Source organism: Pseudomonas sp. IT-P218, from assembly GCF_949767605.1.
In the GTDB taxonomy this organism is placed as follows: domain Bacteria; phylum Pseudomonadota; class Gammaproteobacteria; order Pseudomonadales; family Pseudomonadaceae; genus Aquipseudomonas; species Aquipseudomonas putida_AE.
The window spans coordinates 129,888-151,769 of sequence record NZ_CATKQQ010000004.1 but is presented as its reverse complement, the minus strand read 5'-3'; the positions used below and the strand labels follow the sequence as shown (position 1 = coordinate 151,769).

14 protein-coding genes and 2 pseudogenes are annotated in these 21,882 nt (G+C 61.7%); 2 read left to right on the top strand and 14 right to left on the bottom strand.

Annotated features, from left to right (window positions below; translation table 11 throughout):
* Positions 1-41: 41 nt before the first annotated feature.
* The 10 genes from ACM6I6_RS03610 to ccoN (ACM6I6_RS03565) all read right to left on the bottom strand — a co-directional run bounded on the left by ACM6I6_RS03610 (position 42) and on the right by ccoN (ACM6I6_RS03565) (position 9,687).
* On the bottom strand, positions 42-581 hold the full coding sequence (locus ACM6I6_RS03610; RefSeq protein WP_274077971.1) for a FixH family protein: 540 nt from the start codon (positions 579-581) through the stop codon (positions 42-44).
* Positions 582-592: 11 nt separating this feature from the next.
* A complete protein-coding gene (gene ccoG, locus ACM6I6_RS03605; RefSeq protein ID WP_406591367.1) occupies positions 593-2,008 on the bottom strand; it encodes a cytochrome c oxidase accessory protein CcoG in 1,416 nt (471 codons plus the stop codon).
* Positions 2,009-2,789: 781 nt separating this feature from the next.
* Positions 2,790-3,773 (bottom strand): cytochrome-c oxidase, cbb3-type subunit III, encoded by a 984-nt coding sequence (gene ccoP, locus ACM6I6_RS03600; RefSeq protein WP_414919422.1) that lies wholly within the window; start codon positions 3,771-3,773, stop codon positions 2,790-2,792.
* On the bottom strand, positions 3,770-3,955 hold the full coding sequence (locus tag ACM6I6_RS03595) for a CcoQ/FixQ family Cbb3-type cytochrome c oxidase assembly chaperone (protein ID WP_032831505.1): 186 nt from the start codon (positions 3,953-3,955) through the stop codon (positions 3,770-3,772). Before ACM6I6_RS03595 ends, ccoP (ACM6I6_RS03600) begins: the two co-directional genes overlap by 4 nt.
* A gap of 5 nt (positions 3,956-3,960) precedes the next feature.
* Complete coding sequence (gene ccoO, locus ACM6I6_RS03590) at positions 3,961-4,569, bottom strand: cytochrome-c oxidase, cbb3-type subunit II (protein WP_274077974.1); 609 nt, start codon at positions 4,567-4,569, stop codon at positions 3,961-3,963.
* Positions 4,569-6,011, bottom strand: a complete 1,443-nt coding sequence (gene ccoN, locus ACM6I6_RS03585) for a cytochrome-c oxidase, cbb3-type subunit I (RefSeq protein ID WP_274077975.1) — start codon at positions 6,009-6,011, stop codon at positions 4,569-4,571. Before ccoN (ACM6I6_RS03585) ends, ccoO (ACM6I6_RS03590) begins: the two co-directional genes overlap by 1 nt.
* Before the next feature lie 481 nt (positions 6,012-6,492).
* Entirely contained in the window at positions 6,493-7,446 is a 954-nt protein-coding gene (ccoP, locus tag ACM6I6_RS03580; RefSeq protein WP_414919421.1) for a cytochrome-c oxidase, cbb3-type subunit III, read from the bottom strand.
* A complete protein-coding gene (locus tag ACM6I6_RS03575; RefSeq protein ID WP_323627763.1) occupies positions 7,443-7,640 on the bottom strand; it encodes a CcoQ/FixQ family Cbb3-type cytochrome c oxidase assembly chaperone in 198 nt (65 codons plus the stop codon). Before ACM6I6_RS03575 ends, ccoP (ACM6I6_RS03580) begins: the two co-directional genes overlap by 4 nt.
* A gap of 3 nt (positions 7,641-7,643) precedes the next feature.
* Positions 7,644-8,252 carry a cytochrome-c oxidase, cbb3-type subunit II gene (ccoO, locus tag ACM6I6_RS03570; RefSeq protein WP_274077978.1) on the bottom strand — a complete coding sequence of 203 codons (609 nt, stop codon included), beginning with the start codon at positions 8,250-8,252 and terminating at the stop codon, positions 7,644-7,646.
* A gap of 10 nt (positions 8,253-8,262) precedes the next feature.
* Entirely contained in the window at positions 8,263-9,687 is a 1,425-nt protein-coding gene (gene ccoN, locus ACM6I6_RS03565; protein WP_323608432.1) for a cytochrome-c oxidase, cbb3-type subunit I, read from the bottom strand.
* Positions 9,688-9,768: 81 nt separating this feature from the next.
* On the opposite strand from ccoN (ACM6I6_RS03565), the gene ACM6I6_RS03560 reads away from it, so the two are divergent.
* Positions 9,769-10,446, top strand: a complete 678-nt coding sequence (locus ACM6I6_RS03560; protein ID WP_414919420.1) for an alpha/beta fold hydrolase — start codon at positions 9,769-9,771, stop codon at positions 10,444-10,446.
* Between the two features lie 116 nt (positions 10,447-10,562).
* Here ACM6I6_RS03560 and ACM6I6_RS03555 read toward each other — a convergent pair whose 3' ends face one another.
* From ACM6I6_RS03555 to ACM6I6_RS03540, 4 genes and pseudogenes are all read right to left on the bottom strand, one after another.
* Positions 10,563-11,024, bottom strand: coding sequence for a hypothetical protein (locus ACM6I6_RS03555; RefSeq protein WP_414919419.1), 462 nt, complete (start codon positions 11,022-11,024; stop codon positions 10,563-10,565).
* Positions 11,025-11,307: 283 nt separating this feature from the next.
* A pseudogene (locus ACM6I6_RS03550) lies at positions 11,308-11,415 on the bottom strand (aerotaxis receptor Aer); the annotation flags it as partial.
* Positions 11,416-11,853: 438 nt separating this feature from the next.
* Positions 11,854-11,961, bottom strand: a pseudogene (locus tag ACM6I6_RS03545) (aerotaxis receptor Aer); the annotation flags it as partial.
* 439 nt (positions 11,962-12,400) lie between these two features.
* Entirely contained in the window at positions 12,401-13,966 is a 1,566-nt protein-coding gene (locus ACM6I6_RS03540) for a methyl-accepting chemotaxis protein (protein WP_274077709.1), read from the bottom strand.
* A 361-nt stretch (positions 13,967-14,327) separates the two neighbouring features.
* Between ACM6I6_RS03540 and ACM6I6_RS03535 the strand changes: the two genes are divergently transcribed.
* Positions 14,328-21,875, top strand: a complete 7,548-nt coding sequence (locus tag ACM6I6_RS03535) for an SDR family NAD(P)-dependent oxidoreductase (RefSeq protein WP_414919418.1) — start codon at positions 14,328-14,330, stop codon at positions 21,873-21,875.
* Positions 21,876-21,882: the final 7 nt, after the last annotated feature.

Below are 21,882 nucleotides of genomic sequence, written 5' to 3'. Positions count from 1 at the left end.
GCCTGCGGCAGCTCCTACATTGAAGCGCGAAGCGCAGCTTTCTATTTCTTCAGGTCTTCCGCGCCTTGCAGCGGCTCGTCACCCAGCAGCAGCTCTTTGTCGTGGTTGACCAGTTCTTCCTCGAACATGCGCCAGATGTGGTCATCCTGGCTGCCGAGCAATTCGATGAAGCGGCGGCCTTCGATCTTGTCGCTCAGCTGGCCGATATAGCGGCCCTGTTCGGTATCGCTGCGGGTGAGGGTGATCTTGCGGTCCTTCTCCGGTTGCGTCGGCGAGATCAGGTTCAGCTCAAGCGTCGCCGGCTGGCTGTTGCCGCTCAGGCGCAGGTCGACTTCACCGGTCACGTCATCCAGGTGAATGCTGGCGCGCATCAACAGGGTCTGCGCCAGCAGTTCACGGTCGAGCGAACGGTTGATGCCTTTGCCAGCCTCGTAGTAGTTGTCGTTGACCAGGTTGTCCGGGTTTTTCACCGCGATGGTCACCATGGACAAGGTCAGGGTCACCGAGCAGGCCAGGATCCCGATGATGATCCACGGCCAAAGGTGCTTGTACCAGGGACTTGCGGCAGTTGCTGCGGGCATGATCACTTCTCTCAACGATTTTGTGGGCCGATGAATCGGCTCTTGGCTTCAACGTGGATGCTGGCGTCATCGGCGTCCTTGAGGATGAATTTCACCTCGTTGGTGCTCGACGGCAATTGTTCCGGGGCCACCGACAGTTCGACCGGCTGGCTGATGATGTCGCCGGCCGCCACCTTGATCTCACGCCGGCCTTGCAGCTTGAGGTCCGGCAGGCCGGTGGCCTCGAGCACATAGCTGTGGTCGCGCTGGTCCTTGTTCATGATCTTCAGGCTGTAGACGTTCTCGATCCGGCCTTCGGCATTCTCACGGTACAGCACGCGGTCCTTGCTGACGTCGAAACCGACCAGTGAACGCATGAAGAATGCGGTCACCAGCACGCCGATCATCGCCATCAGCACCACGGCATAGCCAATCAGGCGCGGGCGCAGCTTATGGGTTTTCTGCCCGGACAGGTTGTGCTCGGTGGTGTAGCTGATCAGGCCACGCGGGTACTCCATCTTGTCCATGATCGCGTCGCAGGCATCGATGCACGCCGCGCAGCCAATGCACTCGATCTGCAGGCCGTCGCGGATGTCGATCCCGGTCGGGCAGACCTGGACACACATGGTGCAATCGATGCAATCGCCCAGGCCCTGGGCCTTGTAGTCGATGCCTTTCTTGCGCGGGCCACGGCTTTCGCCACGGCGCGGGTCGTAGGAGACAATCAGCGTGTCCTTGTCGAACATCACGCTCTGGAAGCGTGCGTACGGGCACATGTAGATGCACACTTGCTCGCGCAGCCAGCCGGCGTTGCCGTAGGTGGCGAGGGTGAAGAAACCGACCCAGAAATACGACCAGCCATCCGCCTCGCCGGTGAAGAACTGAATCACCAGTTCGCGAATCGGCGAGAAGTAGCCAACGAAAGTCATGCCGGTCACGAAACCGATCAGCAGCCACATGGAGTGCTTGCTGAATTTGCGCAGGAACTTGTTGGCGCTCATCGGCGCCTTGTCGAGTTTGATGCGCTGGTTGCGGTCGCCTTCGGTGACCTTTTCACACCACATGAAAATCCAGGTCCACACGCTCTGCGGGCAGGTGTATCCGCACCAGACCCGGCCGGCGTACACCGTGATGAAGAACAGGCCGAAGGCGGCGATGATCAGCATGCCGGACAGCAGGATGAAATCCTGGGGCCAGAAGGTGGCACCGAAGATGAAGAACTTGCGCTCAGGCAGGTTCCACCAGACGGCCTGGTGCCCGCCCCAGTTGAGCCACACCGTACCGAAATACAACAGGAACAGCGCGGCACCGCCTGCCATTCGCAGGTTGCGGAAAATGCCGGTAAAGGCACGGGTGTAGATTTTTTCCCTGGAGGCGTAGAGGTCGACGCTGTTGTTCGCGTTCTTGGCGGGTGGAGTGACGTCGTGTACCGGAATCTGGTTGCTCATCATTGCATCCCACGGCAGTGGAAAAATGCCTCGGTCAGTACGTGCCGACCGCGGTCAAAAAGAGGTGTCGCAGTGGCCCAATGATACGCCTGTCGCTCTAGCTCAAGGGTGCGACCTTTGGTCGCGTTGGGGAAAAATCAACAATGGTGTAGCGAATGTAACAAAACATGATGCAGGTCACTTGACTATAGACAATTCGCTTTTGCCCTTTATCCACCCTGGACGATTTCAGGGCTTATGGTCCGGGTAATAGTTTGAGAACAATGCTGGATGGCATCGTCAATATGAAATGCGTACTTTGGATCGGCGACAGTAACCAGGTCGCAGCTTGAACATTCAATAATTTACTTAAGGAAAAGTAACCATGACCCATCATGAAGATGAACCCACCGCTGCGCAAATCCCGGCTGCCGAGCCACAAGTCACCCCGGAGCCGAAACCTGTGACCGGTTGCACGGCTCCAGCTCCTCAGGCGACGTCCAGTACCCCGACTCACACGATTGAGTCTTCTATCGATAAAGCCCGCCCCAGGGGGATCGCTGCTGACAACAAGCGCGGAACGGGTGGCCTGGACTCCTTGGGCGGCGGTCGCCTTCCATAAGCTGCCGGGCGTGCATGAGTCTCTCCCAGGTTCATGCAGGCATTGAATACGCTTGGGTCGCCGTTGCCCATTGCTGCCAGAATGAGTCGCGGGCATCTATAGACTAGCGTAAGCCACAATAGAAACGGCCCCGCCAATTCACATTGGCGGGGCCGTTTTTTGTTGCATCAAGCGTTTGCCTTACTGGGCGTCCGCCACCGGAGCCTTCTCGCCATGCGAGAGGCTGTAGACGTAAGCGGCCAGCAGGTGAACCTTGTCGTTGCCCTGCATCTGCTCTTGCGCAGGCATCTGGCCCTGGCGGCCGTAACGGATGGTCTGCTGCAGTTGCGCGAAGCTCGAACCGTAGATGAACGCGGCCGGGTGGGTCAGGTCGGGTGCGCCCATCGCCGGGGTGCCTTTACCTTCCGGACCGTGGCACGCCACGCAGTTGGCCGCGAACAGTTTCTGCCCGGCAACCGGGTCGGCCTTGGTGTTTTCCGGCAGCTTGCGGCCATCGAGGTTGGTCAGGACGAAAGCGGCAACGTCCGCAACGCCTTGCTCGCCGATCACTTCAGCCCACGCCGGCATCACCGCGTGACGGCCGCCCATGATGGTGGTCTTGATGGTTTCCGCTTCGCCGCCCCAGCGCCAGTCGGCGTCGGTCAGGTTAGGGAAGCCATAGGCACCCTTGGCGTCGGAACCGTGGCAGACCGAGCAGTTGGAGGCGAACAGGCGGCCGCCCATTTTCAGGGCCTGTGGATCCTTTGCCACCTCTTCGATCGGCATGGAAGCGAACTTGGCGAAGATCGGACCGAACTTGGCATCCGAGCGGGCCATTTCCTTTTCCCACTCGTGAACGCCGGTCCAGCCGGTCTGGCCGTTGGCGAACGCGGTCTGCTTCTCGTTATCCAGGTAGTTGTAACCCGGCAGCAGGCCTTTCCAGTTGCCCAGGCCCGGGTACAGCACCAGGTAACCCAGGGCGAAGATGATGGTGCCCACGAACAGCATGAACCACCATTTCGGCAGGGGGTTGTCGTACTCCTCGATCCCGTCGAAGGAGTGGCCGACCGTCTCTTCGGTCGCCTCGGTGCGCTGGCCCTTACGGGTCGACAGCAGCAGCCAGGTCAGGGAAAAGATCGTACCGAGACTGAGGACTGTGACATACAGACTCCAGAATGTAGTCATTCTTTGTTACTCCTAGAAGCTTGCTCGACGTGCTTGATGGCTTCGGGATCATCCGCAAAAGGCAGCAAGGTCGCGTCTTCGAACTCCGACTTGCGCTTGGGACTGAATACCCACAACGCCAGACCGACGAAGGCCACCATCACGACGACGGTGCCCAGGCCACGAATCATCCCGATATCCATTTAGATCACCGTTTGCTTTTGATGATGGTGCCCAGGCCTTGCAGATAGGCCACCAGCGCGTCCATTTCGGTTTTGCCCTTCACGGCATCCTGTGCACCGGCGATGTCTTCGTCGGTGTAAGGGACGCCGAGCGTGCGCAAGACTTCCATTTTCTTCGCGGTTTCCTTGCCGTCGAGCTTGTTTTCCACGAGGAACGGGTAGGCCGGCATTTTCGACTCAGGCACAACGTTGCGCGGGTTGTACAAGTGCGCACGCTGCCAGTCATCGGAGTAACGACCGCCGACACGGGCCAGGTCCGGACCGGTACGCTTGGAACCCCACAGGAACGGGTGGTCCCACACGCTTTCACCGGCGACCGAGTAGTGGCCGTAACGTTCGGTTTCAGCACGGAACGGGCGGATCATCTGCGAGTGGCAGCTGACGCAACCGTTGGCGATGTAGACGTCGCGGCCTTCCAGTTCAAGGGCCGGGCGGGGCTTCATGCCCTCGACCGGCTTGTTGGTGACGTCCTGGAAAAACAGCGGAACGATCTGGGTCAGGCCGCCGACACTGACGGCGATAACCATGAAGAAGGCCAGCAGGCCAATGTTCTTCTCGACTGCTTCATGCTTCATCAGTGAGCTCCAACTACAGCAATCTGTTCGGCAGCTTCAGCTTCTGCCGGGTTCGAGGCACGTACGGTACGCCATACGTTGTAGGCCATGAACAGCATGCCGGCGGCGAAGAACGCACCGCCCAGGGCACGCACGATGAAGCCAGGGTGGCTGGCCTGCAGTGCTTCGACGAAGGAGTAGGTGAGGGTGCCGTCGTCGTTGATTGCACGCCACATCAGGCCCTGGGTGATGCCGTTGACCCACATCGAAGCGATGTACAGCACGGTACCGATGGTCGCGAGCCAGAAGTGCGTGTTGATCAGGCCGATGCTGTGCATCTGCGCGCGACCGAACAGTTTCGGGATCATGTGGTAGATCGCGCCGATCGAGATCATCGCTACCCAGCCCAGCGCGCCGGCGTGTACGTGGCCGATGGTCCAGTCGGTGTAGTGCGACAGCGAGTTGACGGTCTTGATCGCCATCATCGGCCCTTCGAAGGTCGACATGCCGTAGAACGCCAGGGACACCACCAGGAACCGCAGGATCGGGTCGGTGCGCAGCTTATGCCAGGCGCCCGACAAGGTCATCATGCCGTTGATCATGCCGCCCCAGCTTGGTGCCAGCAGGATGATCGACATGGCCATGCCCAGGGACTGAGCCCAGTCCGGCAGAGCGGTGTAGTGCAGGTGGTGAGGACCGGCCCAGATGTACAGGGTGATCAGCGCCCAGAAGTGCACGATGGACAGGCGATAGGAGTAGATCGGACGCTCGGCCTGTTTCGGCACGAAGTAGTACATCATCCCCAGGAAGCCCGTGGTCAGGAAGAAACCTACGGCGTTGTGGCCGTACCACCACTGGATCATCGCGTCGGTCGCACCCGAGTAGGCCGAGTAGGACTTGAACAGGCTGACCGGCAGCGACATGTGGTTGACGATGTGCAGCATCGCCGTCACGACGATGAAGGCACCGTAGAACCAGTTACCCACATAGATGTGCTTGGTCTTGCGCTTGACGATGGTGCCGAAGAACACCAGGCCGTAGGTAACCCAGACGATGGCCAGCAGAATGGCGATCGGCCATTCCAGCTCAGCGTATTCCTTGGTGGTGGTGTAACCCAGCGGCAAGGTAACGATGGCGCCGACGATCACCGCTTGCCAACCCCAGAAGGTGAAGGCCGCGAGGCTGTCGGAAATCAGTCGCGTTTGGCAGGTTCGCTGCACGACGTAATAGGAAGTGGCAAACAGTGCACAACCACCGAAGGCGAAAATCACCAGGTTGGTGTGCAACGGGCGCAGGCGTCCAAAGCTCGTCCAGGGCAGACCGAAGTTCAATTCCGGCCAGACCAGTTGCGAGGCGATGAAGACACCGAGCCCCATGCCAAGGATCCCCCAGACCACCGTCATGATGGCGAACTGGCGGACTACCTTATAGTTATAAGCAGTCGGACTGATTGCTGTGCTCATTCTAAGGTTCCACGGTTTGGGTGTTTTATTAGGATTAAAAATCGGCCGCAAGTATGTAGAAAGCAGGGGGTCATTGCAACGCGCCATGACCTGGGTCAATGCTTTCAAATGCTGATTCTGCGGCCTTTCCATGCGCCGCGTAGGGTCAAAATTGGCCTCGGACAAAATGTCGCAGGGAACGGAAGAAGCGAGGGGGTTCAGGTCACTTGTAACGGGGTGTGTTGAAAAGGCCTGATCGCCGACCGACGGCATTTGGCTCGACAGCCGGTATCTACCTGCCTTTGCGGCCTTTCAATCGGCCGATTGGTTGAACACATCGTGCAAGGAAGACCTGGAACCGGCACGGGCCAGTCCCCATCGATCAAGCGTAGACCCGAATCCGGGGATTCGAAAGGGGAGGTTTGGAAGGGTGCGACAATGGGTCGCAAAGGGGCAGGGAACTGCCGCATCCGAAAGAATGCGGCAGTGGGGGTGTTGCGAACTATTGCTTTTTGCCTTCGACTTGCAGGTTTTCTGTATTCAATCCGTTGGACAGGCTGTACACATAAGCAGCAAGCAACTGTACTTTATCGTTGCCGAGCAACTCGTTCTGCGCCGGCATGTGACCCTGGCGACCATGGCGGATGGTCTGCTCGAGCTGGGTCAACCCCGTGCCGTAGATGAAACCGGCCGGGTGCGTCAGGTTTGGCGCGCCCATGGCTGCCGTGCCCTGGCCGTTGGCCCCGTGACAGACGGTGCAGGTGCTGCTGAACGCTTGCTGTCCGGCTTGCAGGTCGGCCTTGCTGTCCGCCGGCAATGGCAGGCCTGCCAATTCATGGCGGACATAGGCGGCAACGTTCTTCACCCCCGCTTCGCCGAGGATTTCACCCCAGGCCGGCATCGCCGCCATGCGTCCACCCAGGATGGTGGCCTTGATGGTGTCGGCGTCGCCGCCCCAGCGCCAGTCGCTGTCTGCCAGGTTGGGGAAGCCGAACGCGCCCTTGGCATCCGAGCCGTGGCACACCGAGCAGTTGGAGGCGAACAGGCGACCCCCCATTTTCAGTGCTTGCGGGTCCTTGGCCACTTCCTCCAACGGCATGGCGGCGAATTTGGCGAAGATCGGCCCGAATCGGGCGTCGGCCCGGTCCATTTCCTTTTCCCACTCGTGCACGCCGGTCCAGCCGTTGGCGTAGCCGGGCAGGATGCCTTTCCAGTTGCCAAGGCCCGGATAGAGGATCAGGTAACCGACGGCAAACACCAGGGTGCCGGCGAACAGCATGAACCACCATTGCGGCAACGGGTTGTCGTACTCCTCGATGCCGTCGAAGCTGTGGCCCATGGTCTGGTCGACGCTGCCCTTGGTTTCGCCCTTGCGGGTGCCGATCAGCAGCCAGGTCAGGCCGATCAGGCTGCCGATGGTCAGTACGCAGATCCACGTACTCCAGAAAGTGGTCATGGCCGGGTGCTCCTTGTGGCGGATTCTTCGGGGATCTCGGGGTGTGGCTCGTCGGCGAACGGCAGCAGGCGCGCTTCGGCGAATTGCGCGCTGCGCTTGCCGTTGAATACCCACAGCGTCAGGCCGACGAAGGCCACGAACACCACGACCGTGCCAAGGCCGCGGATCATTCCAGTGCTCATTTCAACGACCATGGCTCACCTCTTGCTCTTGATCGCAGTGCCGAGCACTTGCAGGTAGGCAACCAGTGCGTCCATTTCGGACTTGCCCTTGAGCGACTCGGCTGCGCTTGCGATGTCGTCGTCGGTATAGGGCACGCCCAGGGTACGCATGGCCTTGAGCTTGGTTTCGGTGTGGTTGCTGTCGACCGCGTTGGCCACCAGCCACGGGTAGGCCGGCATCTTCGATTCCGGCACCACGTTGCGCGGGTTGTACAAGTGCGCGCGGTGCCAGTCATCGGAGTAACGCGCGCCCACCCTGGCCAGGTCCGGCCCGGTGCGTTTCGAACCCCAGAGGAACGGGTGGTCCCAGACGCTTTCGCCGGCCACCGAGTAGTGCCCGTAGCGTTCGGTCTCGGCGCGGAACGGGCGGATCATCTGCGAATGACAACCGACGCAGCCCTCGCGGATGTAAATGTCGCGGCCTTCCAGTTGCAGCGCGGTGTAGGGCTTCATGCCTTCCACCGGTTTGTTGGTCACGTCCTGGAAGAACAGCGGGACGATCTGGGTCAGGCCGCCGATGCTCACGGCCAGGATCATCAGCAGCAGCAACAGGCCGACGTTTTTCTCGATAGTTTCATGTTTCATGGCGGACTCCTCAGGCCATCTGCGCGGCAGCGGCGGCTTCGGCAGGCTGCGAGGCCCGCACGGTGCGCCAGGTGTTGTAGGCCATCAGCAACATGCCGCTGAAGAAGATCGCCCCGCCCACCAGTCGCACGACGAAGCCAGGGTGGCTGGCCACCAGGGTTTCGACGAAGGAGTAGGTCAGCGTGCCGTCCTCGTTGACGGCGCGCCACATCAGGCCCTGGGCGATGCCGTTGACCCACATCGAGGCGATGTAGAGCACGGTGCCGATGGTGGCGAGCCAGAAGTGCGCGTTGATCAGGCCGATGCTGTGCATCTGCGCGCGACCGAAGATTTTCGGGATCATGTGGTACAGCGCGCCGATGGAAATCATCGCCACCCAGCCGAGCGCGCCGGCGTGCACGTGGCCGATGGTCCAGTCGGTGTAGTGGGAGAGGGCGTTGACCGTCTTGATCGCCATCATCGGCCCTTCGAAGGTCGACATGCCGTAGAACGCCAGCGACACCACGAGGAAACGCAGGATCGGGTCACTGCGCAACTTATGCCAGGCGCCCGACAGGGTCATCATGCCGTTGATCATCCCGCCCCAGCTTGGCGCCAGCAGGATCAGCGACATCACCATGCCCAGCGACTGCGCCCAGTCCGGCAAGGCGGTGTAGTGCAGGTGGTGGGGGCCGGCCCAGATGTACAGGGTGATCAGCGCCCAGAAGTGCACGATCGACAGGCGATAAGAGTACACCGGACGCTCAGCCTGTTTCGGCACGAAGTAATACATCATCCCGAGGAAGCCGGCGGTGAGGAAAAAGCCCACGGCGTTGTGCCCGTACCACCATTGCACCATGGCGTCGGTGGCACCGGAGTACAGCGAGTAGGACTTGGTGAAGCTGACCGGCAACTCCATGTTGTTGACGATGTGCAGGATCGCCACGGTGACGATGAAGGCACCGAAGAACCAGTTACCCACATAAATGTGTTTGGTCTTGCGCTGCATGATCGTGCCGAAGAACACGATGGCGTAGGCGACCCAGACGATGGTGATCAGGATGTCGATCGGCCATTCCAGCTCGGCGTATTCCTTGGAACTGGTGTAGCCCAGCGGCAGGCTGATGGCCGCCAGCAGGATCACCAGTTGCCAGCCCCAGAAACAGAAGGCGGCGATTTTCGGTGCAAACAGCTGGGCCTGGCAGGTGCGTTGCACCGAATAAAACGAACTGGCGAACAGGGCGCAACCGCCGAAGGCGAAGATCACCGCGTTGGTGTGCAGCGGGCGCAGGCGACCGAAGCTGGTCCAGGGCAAATTGAAGTTGAGTTCCGGCCAGACCAACTGGGCAGCGAGAAAAACCCCGAGCCCCATGCCGACGATGCCCCACACCACCGTCATAATGGCGAATTGGCGGACCACCTTATAGTTGTAGGCGGTACTGATAGAAGTGTTCATGGTTCCCCATCCACGGTTCAGCCCAAGTGTGCAAACGCACCCTTTGGCCGGAGTTATAGGCAGACTAAAAGCGAGGCAAGCATGGACAAACAGCACAAGGCCGGTATTGACGGGGATCAATGGGCGCAGTGCGTGCGGGATCACGGATGGTTGTGGAATGCCGCCAGCGGCAAGGCCTCGGCAACCCTGATCCTGGCCCACGGCGCCGGTGCTCCGATGGACAGCGACTGGATGAGCGACATGGCGCAACGCCTTGCTGCACACGGCGTCAACGTGCTGCGCTTTGAATTTCCGTACATGGCTCAGCGGCGTGTCGATGGCGGCAAACGCCCGCCGAATCCGGCGGCGAAACTGCTGGAATGCTGGCGTGAGGTGTACGGCGAAGTGCGACGTCATGTCACTGGGCCCTTGGCCATTGGCGGCAAGTCCATGGGCGGGCGCATGGCCAGTTTGCTCGCCGATGAACTTGGCGCGGACGCACTGATGTGCCTGGGCTATCCGTTTTATGCCGTGGGCAAACCGGAGAAACCGCGGGTCGAACATTTGGCTGGATTGAAAACGCGGACGCTGATCGTGCAGGGCGAGCGGGATGCGTTGGGTAATCGTGAGGCGGTCGAGGGTTATGCGTTGTCACCGAACATCGAAGTGTTCTGGCTGGTGGCGGGGGATCATGATTTGAAGCCGTTGAAGGCTTCGGGGTTTACCCATGAGCAGCATTTGGCTTCGGCGGCGAGTCGGGTGGCGGCGTTTCTCCAGTGAATCTTTCGACAGCACTCATGGCCTCATTGTGAGTAACCCCACAATGGATAATGTGCACTCATCCATTGTGGGGGGGCAGCTACCACTAGTTGGGATAGTCTTCCACGTCATTAACTTTAGCGTGGTTGTCTTGTCAAATCGAATTCGCCGTTGGGGGATTTGACGTTGGAGCCGAATGTCGCTTCAAAGTTACCCTTGAAAGTGTTGTTCTTCGGATCGAGTTTGATAGAGACTTTAGCAGATAGTGCATCTATTACGTTGTATTCTGGATTGCCGATCGAGTAATAATGTCTGAAGGTAAGACCCTGTTCTCCTAGAGTAAGTGTCTTGTCAATAACGTTTTCGTCAATGTAGTCAAACTGGAATATATAGTGGAAAAGGTCATTTGTTAGGTGGGAGCCTGTCCGGGCATACACGCACCATTTTTTCCGTCCACCAGAAAGATTCCAAAGTTCCGCGCGAGCAGTGGTCGCTTCGGTCCAGTCGAGCTCCGAATCCAAGCGCCACTTGAAAGTGCCATTGGTTCCTGGGTTGGGTTGTTTCATTGTCTCTAACATGCGTTCGAAATTGTTATCCATTTCAGCTTCATCTCATGGGTATTGACATTGACGTTCTGTCGATGCCGTGAGGAACACCCTAAGATTTTTTCCGCAGCAGTGTAACTGTCACAAATGACAGTGGATTTATTGATATTTAAGTGGTTTCGTAGATGTGGTTTGTGACGCGAATTCGTGAACACCGCAAACCACTGTAGGAGCTGGCTTGCCAGCGAAGAGGCCCTGTCAGGCAACTTGGCTTTCACTGATGCAACAAAAAACCCGGAAGCTTTCACTGTCCGGGTTCTGTATCAGCCAGCATCAATCAGCGGTTGAACCGCTCCACCAACGAATACTGCGTATTCGCCGACTTGGTCAGCTCTTCACTCAGCAGCGCCGAATTCTGCGCCTGTTCCGAAGTCTGGTCCGCCAGTGCCGCTTGGCTGGTGGCGACGAATCATGATGTGAAGTCGTTGAAGGTTTCGGGGTTTACGCATGCCCAGGATCTGGCGGTTGCGGCGAATCAGGTGGCCGAATTTCTTCGGTGAGATTCTCGCCGGTAGTCATGGCCTCTTCGCTGGCAAGCCAGCTCCTACAATGATTTGAGGCGTAACGCGAATTCATCAACACCGCAAACCACTGTAGGAGCTGGCTTGCCAGCGAAGAGGCCCTGTCAGGCAACTTGGCTTTCACTGATGCAACAAAAAACCCGGATGCATGATTTGAGGCGTAACGCGAATTCATGAACACCGCAAACCCCTGTAGGAGCTGGCTTGCCAGCGAAGAGGCCCTGTCAGGCAACTTGGCTTTCACTGATGCAACAAAAAACCCGGAAGCTTCACTGTCCGGGTTCTGTATCAGCCAGCATCGATCAGCGGTTGAACCGCTCCACCAACGAATACTGCGTATTCGCCGTCTTGGTCAGCTCTTCACTCAACAACGCCGAATTCTGCGCCTGTTCCGAAGTCTGGCCCGCCAGTGCCGCTTGGCTGGTGGCGACGAATCATGATGTGAAGTCGTTGAAGGTTTCGGGGTTTACGCATGCCCAGGATCTGGCGGTTGCGGCGAATCAGGTGGCTGAATTTCTTCAGTGAGATTCTCGCCGGTAGTCATGGCCTCTTCGCTGGCAAGCCAGCTCCTACAATGATTTGAGGCGTAACGCGAATTCATGAACACCGCAAACCCCTGTAGGAGCTGGCTTGCCGGCGAAGAGGCCCTGTCAGGCAACTTGGCTTTCACTGATGCAACAAAAAACCCGGATGCATGATTTGAGGCGTAACGCGAATTCATCAACACCGCAAACCCCTGTAGGAGCTGGCTTGCCAGCGAAGAGGCCCTGTCAGGCAACTTGGCTTTCACTGATGCAACAAAAAACCCGGAAGCTTTCACTGTCCGGGTTCTGTATCAGCCAGCATCGATCAGCGGTTGAACCGCTCCACCAACGAATACTGCGTATTCGCCGTCTTGGTCAGCTCTTCACTCAGCAGCGCCGAATTCTGCGCCTGTTCCGAGGTCTGGTCCGCCAGTGCCGAGATGTTGCTGATGTTGCGGCTGATCTCTTCGGCCACGGCGCTTTGCTCTTCGGTTGCGGCCGCGATCTGGGTGGTCATGTCGGTGATGTTGGCCACCGCTTCGCTGATCCCCACCAGGGCCTGGTCCGCCTCCATTACCCGCGCCACACCTTCTTCGGCTTGGCGATGCCCGGCTTCCATGGTCTGCACCGCAGTGCCTGCAGTTTGCTGGAGCTTGGCGATCAGGGCGTGGATCTGCCCGGTGGATTCGCTGGTGCGTTGCGCCAGCTGGCGAACTTCGTCGGCCACGACCGCAAAACCACGCCCCATCTCGCCGGCGCGCGCCGCTTCGATGGCGGCGTTCAGTGCCAGCAGGTTGGTCTGGTCGGCGATGCCCTTGATCACGTCGACCACGCCGCCGATTTCGTTGCTGTCCTTGGCCAGTTGGGTCACGGTCGCACCGGTTTCCCCCACCACCACCGACAGGCGCTGGATGGCTTCGCGGGTTTCCCCGGCGATGTCGCGGCCGCGGCCGGTCAGGCGATTGGCTTGCTGGGTGGCGTCGGCGGTGCGCTGCACGTGGCTGGCGACTTCCTGGGTGGTGGCGGCCATCTGGTTGACGGCGGTGGCCACCTGCTCGGTTTCGACGCGTTGGCGCTCCAGGCCGGTGGAGCTGTCGTGCGCCAGGGCATCGGACTGCCTGGCCTGGTCGGTCAGGTGCTCGGCGGTGTCCTGCAGGCGAGTCAGGCAGGTTCTCAGGCGTGCTTCCTGGCTGAGGATCGACATCTCCAGGCGTGCCTGGGCGCCGCGGCTGTCGGTGTACATCTGCGCGATCAGCGGGTCGGACGTGGTCTGCTCGGCCAGGCGCAGCAAGCGCTTGAGGCCGCGTTGCTGCCAGCTCAGGCCCAGCAGCCCCAATGGCACCGAAAGGCCGGCCGCCAGGGCAAAGCCCCACTGGGAGTTCAGCGTCGCACCGATCATGAAGCTCAACTGGCTGACCAGGATGAAGGGCAGCCAGTCCTGCAGGACCGGCAGCCATTTATCCGTCGAAGGAATGGCCGACTTGCCCTGGTTGATGCGTTGGTAAAGCGCTTCGGCGCGGCGAATCTGTTCGGCGGTGGGCTTGACCCGCACCGACTCGTAGCCGATCACCTGGTTGCCTTCGAAGATCGGTGTCACATAGGCGTTAACCCAGTAGTGGTCACCGCTCTTGCAGCGATTCTTGACAATGCCCATCCATGGCAAGCCTTGTTTGAGAGTGCCCCACATGTGCGCGAAGACCGCGGCGGGCACGTCGGGGTGACGCACCAGGTTATGCGGCGCCCGGATCAGTTCCTCACGAGAAAACCCGCTGATCTCGACGAAATCGTCGTTGCAGTAGGTGATCATGCCCTTGGCATCCGTGGTGGAAATCAACCGTTGCTGAGCCGGGAAGGTCCGTTCGCGTTGTGTAATGGGCTGGTTATTACGCATGGCTTATTTAATCCGCAAGGCTTTGACAGGGTGTCGGCCGTGCAGTGGCTTTATTGAATTTATTTTTTTTTGCCGGGCGCTCTGCGTCGATCAAGGCGGATAGGCGACGACGGGTCGTACTGTAACGGTTTGTAAGGGTTTCCCTCGGGAGGCGCTCAGCGTATGATTTTGCGCCCCCAGCGCTGGCGCTTCAGTGGCCGATGCCGGGGAGAAAAGTACTCCTAATAATAAATACAGAGTCACTACCCAACGGAATTCAGCAAGTTTCTCAAGGTTATGTCGGACCCATGAGGGTGTTCGACGCACCCATCGCACGAAGCGATGGCGGTACCGTTGAGAATATAAAAAGGTGGAGAAAGTCATGCGTAAAAAAGTTGCAATAATTGGGGCTTCGTTTCGTTTTCCCGGCTCCACTTCCGCAACTTTTTGGCAGAACCTGCTGGAAGGTCACGACTTCATCACTCAGGTCGACCCGTCCCGCTGGTCCCGCGATGCGTTTTTCCACCCGGACAAGGCCAACCCTGGCACCGCCTACACCCTGGCGGCTGGCACGCTGGGTGACATTTCCACCTTCGATGCCGGCTTCTTCAGCATTTCGCCCCGGGAAGCGGCGATCATGGACCCCCAACAGCGCCTGTTGCTGGAACTGGGCTGGGAAGTGTTCGAGAACGCCGGGGTAAAACCGTCGAGCGTGCGCGGCAGCAACTGCGGGGTGTACCTGGGCATTGCCAGCACCGACTATGCCTATCGCCTGTCCCATGACCTGTCGCTGGTGGACGCTTCCACGGCCACGGGCAACACCTTCAGCATCGCGGCCAATCGCCTGTCGTATTTCTATGACCTGCACGGCCCGAGCATGGCGGTCGATACCGCGTGTTCCTCGTCGCTGGTCGCGTTCCACCAGGCCTGCCAGGCCATTCAAAGCGGCGATATCGACCAGGCACTGGCCGGCGGTATCAGCCTGCACCTGCACCCGTTTGGTTTCCTGATCTTCTCCAAGGCCTCGATGCTGTCGCGCAAAGGGCGCTGCAACGTCTTCGACGAAGCAGGTGACGGTTACGTGCGTTCCGAAGGGGCAGGGCTGTTCTACCTCAAGGATTACGACAAGGCGGTGGCCGATGGCAACCAGATCCTCGCCGTCGTCGCCGGCAGTGCGGTCAATACCGACGGGCGCAAGTCCGGGCTGACCGTGCCCAGCGCCGACGCGCAGGCAGCGCTGATGACCCAGGCCTACGCCAGTGCCGGGATCTCGCCGGCCGACATCGATTACCTGGAAGCCCACGGCACCGGTACCCCGGTGGGCGACCCCATCGAAAGCCGGGCCATCGGTCTGGCCCTGGGCCAGGTGCGCGGCGCGGACAAGCCGTTGTTGATCGGTTCGGTCAAGAGCAACATCGGCCACCTGGAGGCCGCGTCCGGCGTGGCCGGCTTGATGAAGGCGCTGTACTGCGTCACCGAGCGCCAGGTGCCGGCCACCATCGGCATCAAGAACCTCAACCCGCGTATTCCGTTCGCCGAACTCAACCTCAACGTCGCCACCCGCAACCACGCCCTCAAGTCGGACGGCACGCTGGTGGTGGGGGTCAACTCGTTCGGTTTCGGCGGCGCCAACGCCCACGTCATCCTGCAAAGCCATACCCCGCAAGTTGTACCGCCCGTTGCCCAGACAGGCGCCGTGCCGCTAATGATCACGGCCAAAGACAGCGCCGGATTGGCGGCCATGGCCGAAAGCATTGCCCAACACCTGGACGATCACCCGGCAGCCGGCCTTTATGACGTGGCGTACCAGGCGATGCTGCGTCGCGACCTGCACCCACAACGCGTGGTGGTGTTCGAGGCCGATCGACAGCAAAGCGCCCAGGCGCTGTTGGATTTCGCCCTGGACCCGGCCGCCCCGGCCTTGAGCGCGGTGGTCGAAAGCGGTCGCGCACTGGATCAGGCCCAGGGCCCGGTGTTCGTCTACTCCGGCAATGGCTCGCAGTGGCAGGGTATGGGTAAGGCGCTGCTCACCGATGCGGTGTTCCATGCCGCCGTGACTGAAGTCGACGCGCTGTTTCAGCCACTGGCCGGCTACTCGCTGATCGCCGAACTGGCGGGCGAGTATGGCCAGGAGCGTTATCACCTGACCGAACTGGCCCAGCCGGCGCTGTTCGCCCTGCAAGTGGGCGTGACCCGCATGCTGGCCAGCCAGGGCGTGGTGCCGCAGGTGGTCATGGGCCACAGCGTTGGCGAAGTGGCGGCCGCCTGGGCCTGTGGCGCGTTGACCCTTGGCGACGCGACCCGGGTGATCTACCACCGCAGTCGTCTGCAGGGGCTGACCGCCGGTTCCGGGCAGATGTCCGCCGTGGGCCTGTCGGGCAGTGACACCGCGAACCTGTTGCTGGAGCTGGGTCTGGACGACGTGGTCGTGGCCGGCGAAAACAGCTTCAAGGGCGCCACCGTCGCCGGTTCCGTGGCCGGTCTTGAACGTCTGGAACAGGCACTCACCGAGCGCCAGGTGTTCGTCCGCCGCCTTGGCCTGGACTACGCCTTCCATTCGCCGGCGATGAATGTCATCGCCGAGCAGGTGGTCGAGGCCTTGCGTGACATCGCGCCGCGCGCCAGCCAGATCCCGATGTATTCCACGGTCACCGGTGGCTTGCTCGATGGCGAGCGCCTGGACGCCGAATATTGGTGGCAGAACATCCGTTTCCCGGTGCTGTTCCAGTCCGCCAGCGAGACCCTGTGCGAGGAGGGTTACAACGTCTTCGTCGAAGTCGGACCGCACCCGATCCTGCGCAGCTATGTCAGCGATGCCCTGGCGACACGCGAGCAACAGGGCGTAGTGATCGCCACGCTCAAACGCCATGACGACGCGCCGCCGATGGTCACCCGCGCGGTGGCCAAGGTGCTGATCAGTGGCGTCGAGACCGACCTGGCGTGCCTGTTCCCGAGCACCGGTCGCTTCGTGCGCTTGCCCAACTATGCCTGGCAGCGCGAGCGCCACTGGCATGCCGACACACCGGAGTCGGCGCGCACGCTGTACCTGGACCGGGTGCATCCACTGCTGGGTCATGCGGTACCCGGCCACGAATTGACCTGGGACAGTCGCCTCGACACGCAACTGTTCCCGTCCCTTGAAGACCACAAGGTCGGCGACGCCGTGCTGTTCCCCGGCGCCGGTTTCACCGAGCTGGTGCTGGCGGCCGCGCAGTGCTACCAGCCGGGTGAGTTCGTCGACATCGAAGAGCTGGAAATTCACAGCCCGCTGGTGCTGCACGCCGAGTCGAGCAAGCGCGTGCGCGTGCAGATCGACAGCAGCGACGGCACCGTGTCGATCGTTTCGCGCAGCACCTCCCAGGAAGAACCCTGGGCCCGCCATGTGGTTGCCCGCCTGCCCGGCGAGGCCCGTGGTGTGCTGCTCAGCGAACCGGCACCAGCACTGCCAACCCGCGCCGCCGATTTCAGCCGTGCCGAGCATTTGCAACTGACCTCTGCAGTCGGCCTGAATTACGGCCCGGCTTACCAGGCCATTGAAGCCGGCTGGATCGACGGTGACCAGGTGCTGGCGCAGCTCAGCGTCCCGAGCGTGATTGAATCGGAACTGGCGGCCCTGCACCTGCATCCGGCACTGCTGGACAGCGCGTTCCAGCTGATCACCCAATTGCTCAGTCGTGATCCCCTGGCACGTAATGGCCTGGCGTTCATTCCGGTGAAACTGGGGCGCATCAACTTTGCCGCGGGCAGCCTGCCACCGACGCTGGCTAAGGTGCGCCTGGTGCGCCGTTCGGAGCACTCGCTGCTGGCCGACTTCACCCTGTACGACGCCCAGGGGCGCGCCGTGGTGTGCATCAAGGACGCGCGTTTCCGTGCCGTCAAATTGCACAAGGACCGCAGCGGCGACCTGAAGCTGGTGGATTTCGCCGGCATTGCCAAACCCTGGCCGCTGGCCGCGCGTGAGTTGCCGCAACCGGCCTCGCCATTGCACAGCGTCCTGGCGCAAAGCCTGGCATCGGTGGTCGATGAACCGACCCTGGTGCGTTACAGCCAGGAGGTCGACCCTCTACTGGACAGCCTGTGCGCAAGCTTCGTGCTGGAGGCCATCGAGTCCCTCGGCGGCCGCCTAAGCGCGGCGCAACGGGCGACCTGGCAGGCCGAGGCGCAAGGCTTCTCGGGCTACCTCAATCATCTGCTTCAGCAGGCGCTGGACGACGGCAGTCTGATCGCCAGCGGCGATGCCTGGCTGCTGGTCGATCAGGACGAGCGGCCCAGTGCCCAGGACATCTGGCAGGAACTGTTCCGCAGTTATCCCGAGCACTTCCAGATCATTCACTCGGTGGGCCGGATCGGCATCCACCTGCTGGACCTGCTCAGCGGCACGGTGCAGATCGACGCGTTGCTGCCCCGGGAAACCTCGCCGGCGCAACTCGCCCGCCAGGTGCTGGGCGCCAGCGGCTACCACGCCGTGCTGGATGCGATCAAACGCCACATCGAACAACGCCTGGCGGTGCTTCCGGCCGGCCAGCGGCTGCGCATTCTCGAGCTCGGCTTCGGTGGTTCGCCTTTCGCCGCGCAACTCTGTGCGCAGCTGGATTTCGACCGAGTCGACTACCAGTACAGCGCCGACGACCTCGACCCGGCCAGCTTGCTGCAAGTCGACTTCCCGGACCTGCATCTGCTCAGCCTGAGCGACGCCGCGCAATTGCCAGCCGATGGTTTTGACCTGGTGCTGGTCGCCACCGACCTGGCGCCGTTGCAAGCCATCAGCGCAGGCCTGGGTCAGGCCACGGCGCGCTTGTCCGCCGGTGGCCAGCTGATGTTGCTGGCGCAGCACCCGGCCCGTTGGGCAGATTTCGTGTTCGGCGCGCAACCTTCGTGGTGGCTGGCCGGGCAGGGCCAGGGCAGCCTGTCGGTGCAGCAGCGCCCGGGTTTCTGGCAACAGGAACTGCGCCGCCACGGCCTGAACGTGGGCGAGGCGCTGGAATTGAGCCCGGCCATGTCCAGCGGTAGCTACGTGCTGGTGGGTTCGGCGGAAGCGGCGGCACCCTTCGAGCCGCAGCCACTGCCGGCCCAGCGCTGGTTGCTGGTGGCCGATGAGCAGGGCGCGGAACACGCCTTCGCCCAGCAACTGGCCGCCGCCCTGCGCGAGCAGGGGCAAAACGTTGACTGGCTGGCGCCAGCCTCGGCCCAGGACCTGGCCGCGCAACTGCGCGCTGCGTCCGCGCCGCAGCACCTGCTGTTGCTCAGCGGCCTGTTCGGCAACGAGGGGCTGGACGACCAGGCGCGGCGCTGCATGCTGGCCGCGGCACTGACCCAGGCCTGCGAGCAGGCGGGCATCAGTCCCGATTGCTGGCTGCTGACCCGTGGTGCGGCAGTGCATCTGCTGCCGCCCGCTGCTCAGGTCGCCGGTCACCTCTCATCCCTCGCCGATGCGGCGTTGTGGGGCTTTGGTCGCACCCTGGCCAACGAAGCCGTGGGTTGCCGCGTGCGCCTGCTGGACCTGGCCGAAGGGGCCGGGGTCGAAGCGTTGCTGCCGGCCTTGCTCAATGCCGATGACGAAACCGAACTGGCCATCAGCGCCGAGGGCGATCGCTACGTGGCCCGCCTGCGGGTGCGCCCTGATCAGCTGGAAACCAGCGCTGAGCAACAGGCACCGACCCAGGTCAGCCTCGGCTTCGAACTGCCGGGCCAGTTGCGCAACCTGCGCTGGGAAGCCCACGCACCGTTGCTGCCGTCGGGCGATGAACTGGACATCGAGGTCCAGGCCACCGGCCTGAACTTCCGCGACGTCATGTACGCCCTCGGCCTGTTGTCCGACGAAGCCATCGAGAACGGCTTCTCCGGCCCGACCCTGGGCTTCGAATTCGCTGGTGTCGTGCGCGGCAAGGGTGCTCAGGTTGAGGGTGACTTCGAGCCGGGTGACCGGGTTGTCGGCTTTGGCCCGTCGAGCTTCGCCAATCGCCTGATCACCAATGCCAACGCGGTGGCGCGGATCCCCGAGGGTATGTCCTTCGAGGCGGCGGCGACCATTCCGAGCACCTTCTTCACCGTGTACTACGCGCTGCACCACCTGGCGCGCCTGGAACCGGGCGAGAAAATCCTCATCCACGGCGCTGCGGGCGGTGTCGGCATTGCCGCGATCCAGATCGCCAAATGGTGCGGGGCCGAAATCTACGCCACCGCCGGCAGCGATGAAAAACGCGACTTCCTGCGCCTGCTCGGGGTCGAGCACGTGTTCGATTCGCGCTCCCTGGCGTTTGCCGACGAGATCCTGGCGATCACCGCCGGCCGTGGCGTCGACGTGGTGCTCAATTCCCTGGCGGGCGAGGCGATCAACCGCAACCTGCAGGTGCTCAAGCCATTCGGGCGCTTCCTCGAACTCGGCAAGCGTGACTTCTACCAGAACACCAAGATCGGCCTGCGCCCGTTCCGCAACAACATCAGCTACTTCGGTATCGACGCCGACCAGCTGATGAGCGAGCGACCGGACCTGACCCGCCGCCTGTTCGGCGACATGATGCAGCTGTTCCGCGACGGCATCCTCAGCCCGTTGCCGTACCGCGAGTTCGATGCCAACGATGTCGTCGAGTCGTTCCGCTACATGCAGCAGGCGCGGCAGATCGGCAAGATCGTCGTCACCTACCGCACGCCGATCCAGCAGGTGTTCCGCGCACCGCAGACACAGGCGCAGGCATTGCAACTGGCGGCCGATGGCACCTACCTGGTCACTGGCGGGCTCAGCGGTTTCGGCCTGCGTACCGCGCAATGGCTGGTGGACAAGGGCGCTCGTCACCTGGCGTTGCTGGGTCGTCGCGGCGCTGCCACCGAAGAAGCGCAACCGGCGCTGGCGGCCTGGCGCGAGCAGGGCATCGAAGTGCAGGCGCTGGCTTGCGACATCACCGACAGCGCCCAACTGCGCAGCGTACTGGCGAGCATCGAAGCGTCCAAGGCACCGCTGCGAGGCGTGGTGCATGCCGCCACCGTGTTCGAAGACGGACTGATCCGCAACCTGACCCAGGCGCAACTGCAACGGGTGCTCGAACCCAAGGCCAAGGGCGCGCAGTACCTGCACGAACTGACCGCGCACCTGGCCCTGGACTTCTTCGTGCTGTTCTCCTCGGCGACCACCCTGTTCGGCAACCCGGGGCAGGCCAACTACGTGGCGGCCAACCATTGGCTCGAAGCCCTGGCCCGTCATCGCCTGCTGCAAGGTTTGCCGGCCACTGCCGTGCTGTGGGGCGCCATCGACGATGCCGGTTTCCTCGCGCGCAACCAGGACGTCAAGGACGCCCTGCAAAGCCGCATGGGCGGCGCGGCCTTGCAGTCGCAGACGGCCCTCGACACCCTGGAACGCCTGCTGCTGCAACAGCGCTCCGGGCTGGGTGTGCTGGAACTCGACTGGAAAGCCCTGTCGCGCTTCCTGCCGGCCGCCGGCTCGCCGAAGTTCAGTGAACTGGCGCGCCTGCACAGCGGCGAGCAGGAGGAAGAGAGCAACGTCGATGACATCCAGCGCCTGTTGCAGGAGATGAACGACGAGGAACTCACCGAGCTGTTTGCCGAGATGCTCAAACAGGAAATCAGCGAGATCCTGCGCATGCCGACCAGCAAGCTCGACAGCAGCCGACCCCTGCAGGAACTGGGGCTGGACTCGTTGATGAGTGTGGAGCTGGTGGTGGCGGTCGAGGAGCGCTTCGGCATTCGCCTGCCGGTGATGGAACTGAGCGAAACCTCGAGCATTGCCAAGTTGACCGTGCGCATTCTTGAACTGCTGCGCGGCAGCCAGGATGCCGAGGATGCGCCCGTTGCCGAAGACAACTTGCAGGCGCTGACACTGGCGCGCCATGGCGCCGAGCTGTCCGCAGCCGAGCTGGCCCAGGTCCGCGAGGGCGCGCGTGACCCTGATTCCCAACCCTCCCGTTTGATCAATTGACCACCGA

What these genes read in the sequence shown, in the direction of transcription:
- ACM6I6_RS03610 (WP_274077971.1), bottom strand. Translation starts at nt 581, where the DNA reads ATGCCCGCAGCAACTGCCGCAAGTCCCTGGTACAAGCACCTTTGGCCG.
- ccoG (WP_406591367.1), bottom strand. Translation starts at nt 2,008, where the DNA reads ATGAGCAACCAGATTCCGGTACACGACGTCACTCCACCCGCCAAGAAC.
- ccoP (WP_414919422.1), bottom strand. Translation starts at nt 3,773, where the DNA reads ATGACTACATTCTGGAGTCTGTATGTCACAGTCCTCAGTCTCGGTACG.
- ACM6I6_RS03595 (WP_032831505.1), bottom strand. Translation starts at nt 3,955, where the DNA reads ATGGATATCGGGATGATTCGTGGCCTGGGCACCGTCGTCGTGATGGTG.
- ccoO (WP_274077974.1), bottom strand. Translation starts at nt 4,569, where the DNA reads ATGAAGCATGAAGCAGTCGAGAAGAACATTGGCCTGCTGGCCTTCTTC.
- ccoN (WP_274077975.1), bottom strand. Translation starts at nt 6,011, where the DNA reads ATGAGCACAGCAATCAGTCCGACTGCTTATAACTATAAGGTAGTCCGC.
- ccoP (WP_414919421.1), bottom strand. Translation starts at nt 7,446, where the DNA reads ATGACCACTTTCTGGAGTACGTGGATCTGCGTACTGACCATCGGCAGC.
- ACM6I6_RS03575 (WP_323627763.1), bottom strand. Translation starts at nt 7,640, where the DNA reads ATGGTCGTTGAAATGAGCACTGGAATGATCCGCGGCCTTGGCACGGTC.
- ccoO (WP_274077978.1), bottom strand. Translation starts at nt 8,252, where the DNA reads ATGAAACATGAAACTATCGAGAAAAACGTCGGCCTGTTGCTGCTGCTG.
- ccoN (WP_323608432.1), bottom strand. Translation starts at nt 9,687, where the DNA reads ATGAACACTTCTATCAGTACCGCCTACAACTATAAGGTGGTCCGCCAA.
- ACM6I6_RS03560 (WP_414919420.1), top strand. Translation starts at nt 9,769, where the DNA reads ATGGACAAACAGCACAAGGCCGGTATTGACGGGGATCAATGGGCGCAG.
- ACM6I6_RS03555 (WP_414919419.1), bottom strand. Translation starts at nt 11,024, where the DNA reads ATGGATAACAATTTCGAACGCATGTTAGAGACAATGAAACAACCCAAC.
- ACM6I6_RS03540 (WP_274077709.1), bottom strand. Translation starts at nt 13,966, where the DNA reads ATGCGTAATAACCAGCCCATTACACAACGCGAACGGACCTTCCCGGCT.
- ACM6I6_RS03535 (WP_414919418.1), top strand. Translation starts at nt 14,328, where the DNA reads ATGCGTAAAAAAGTTGCAATAATTGGGGCTTCGTTTCGTTTTCCCGGC.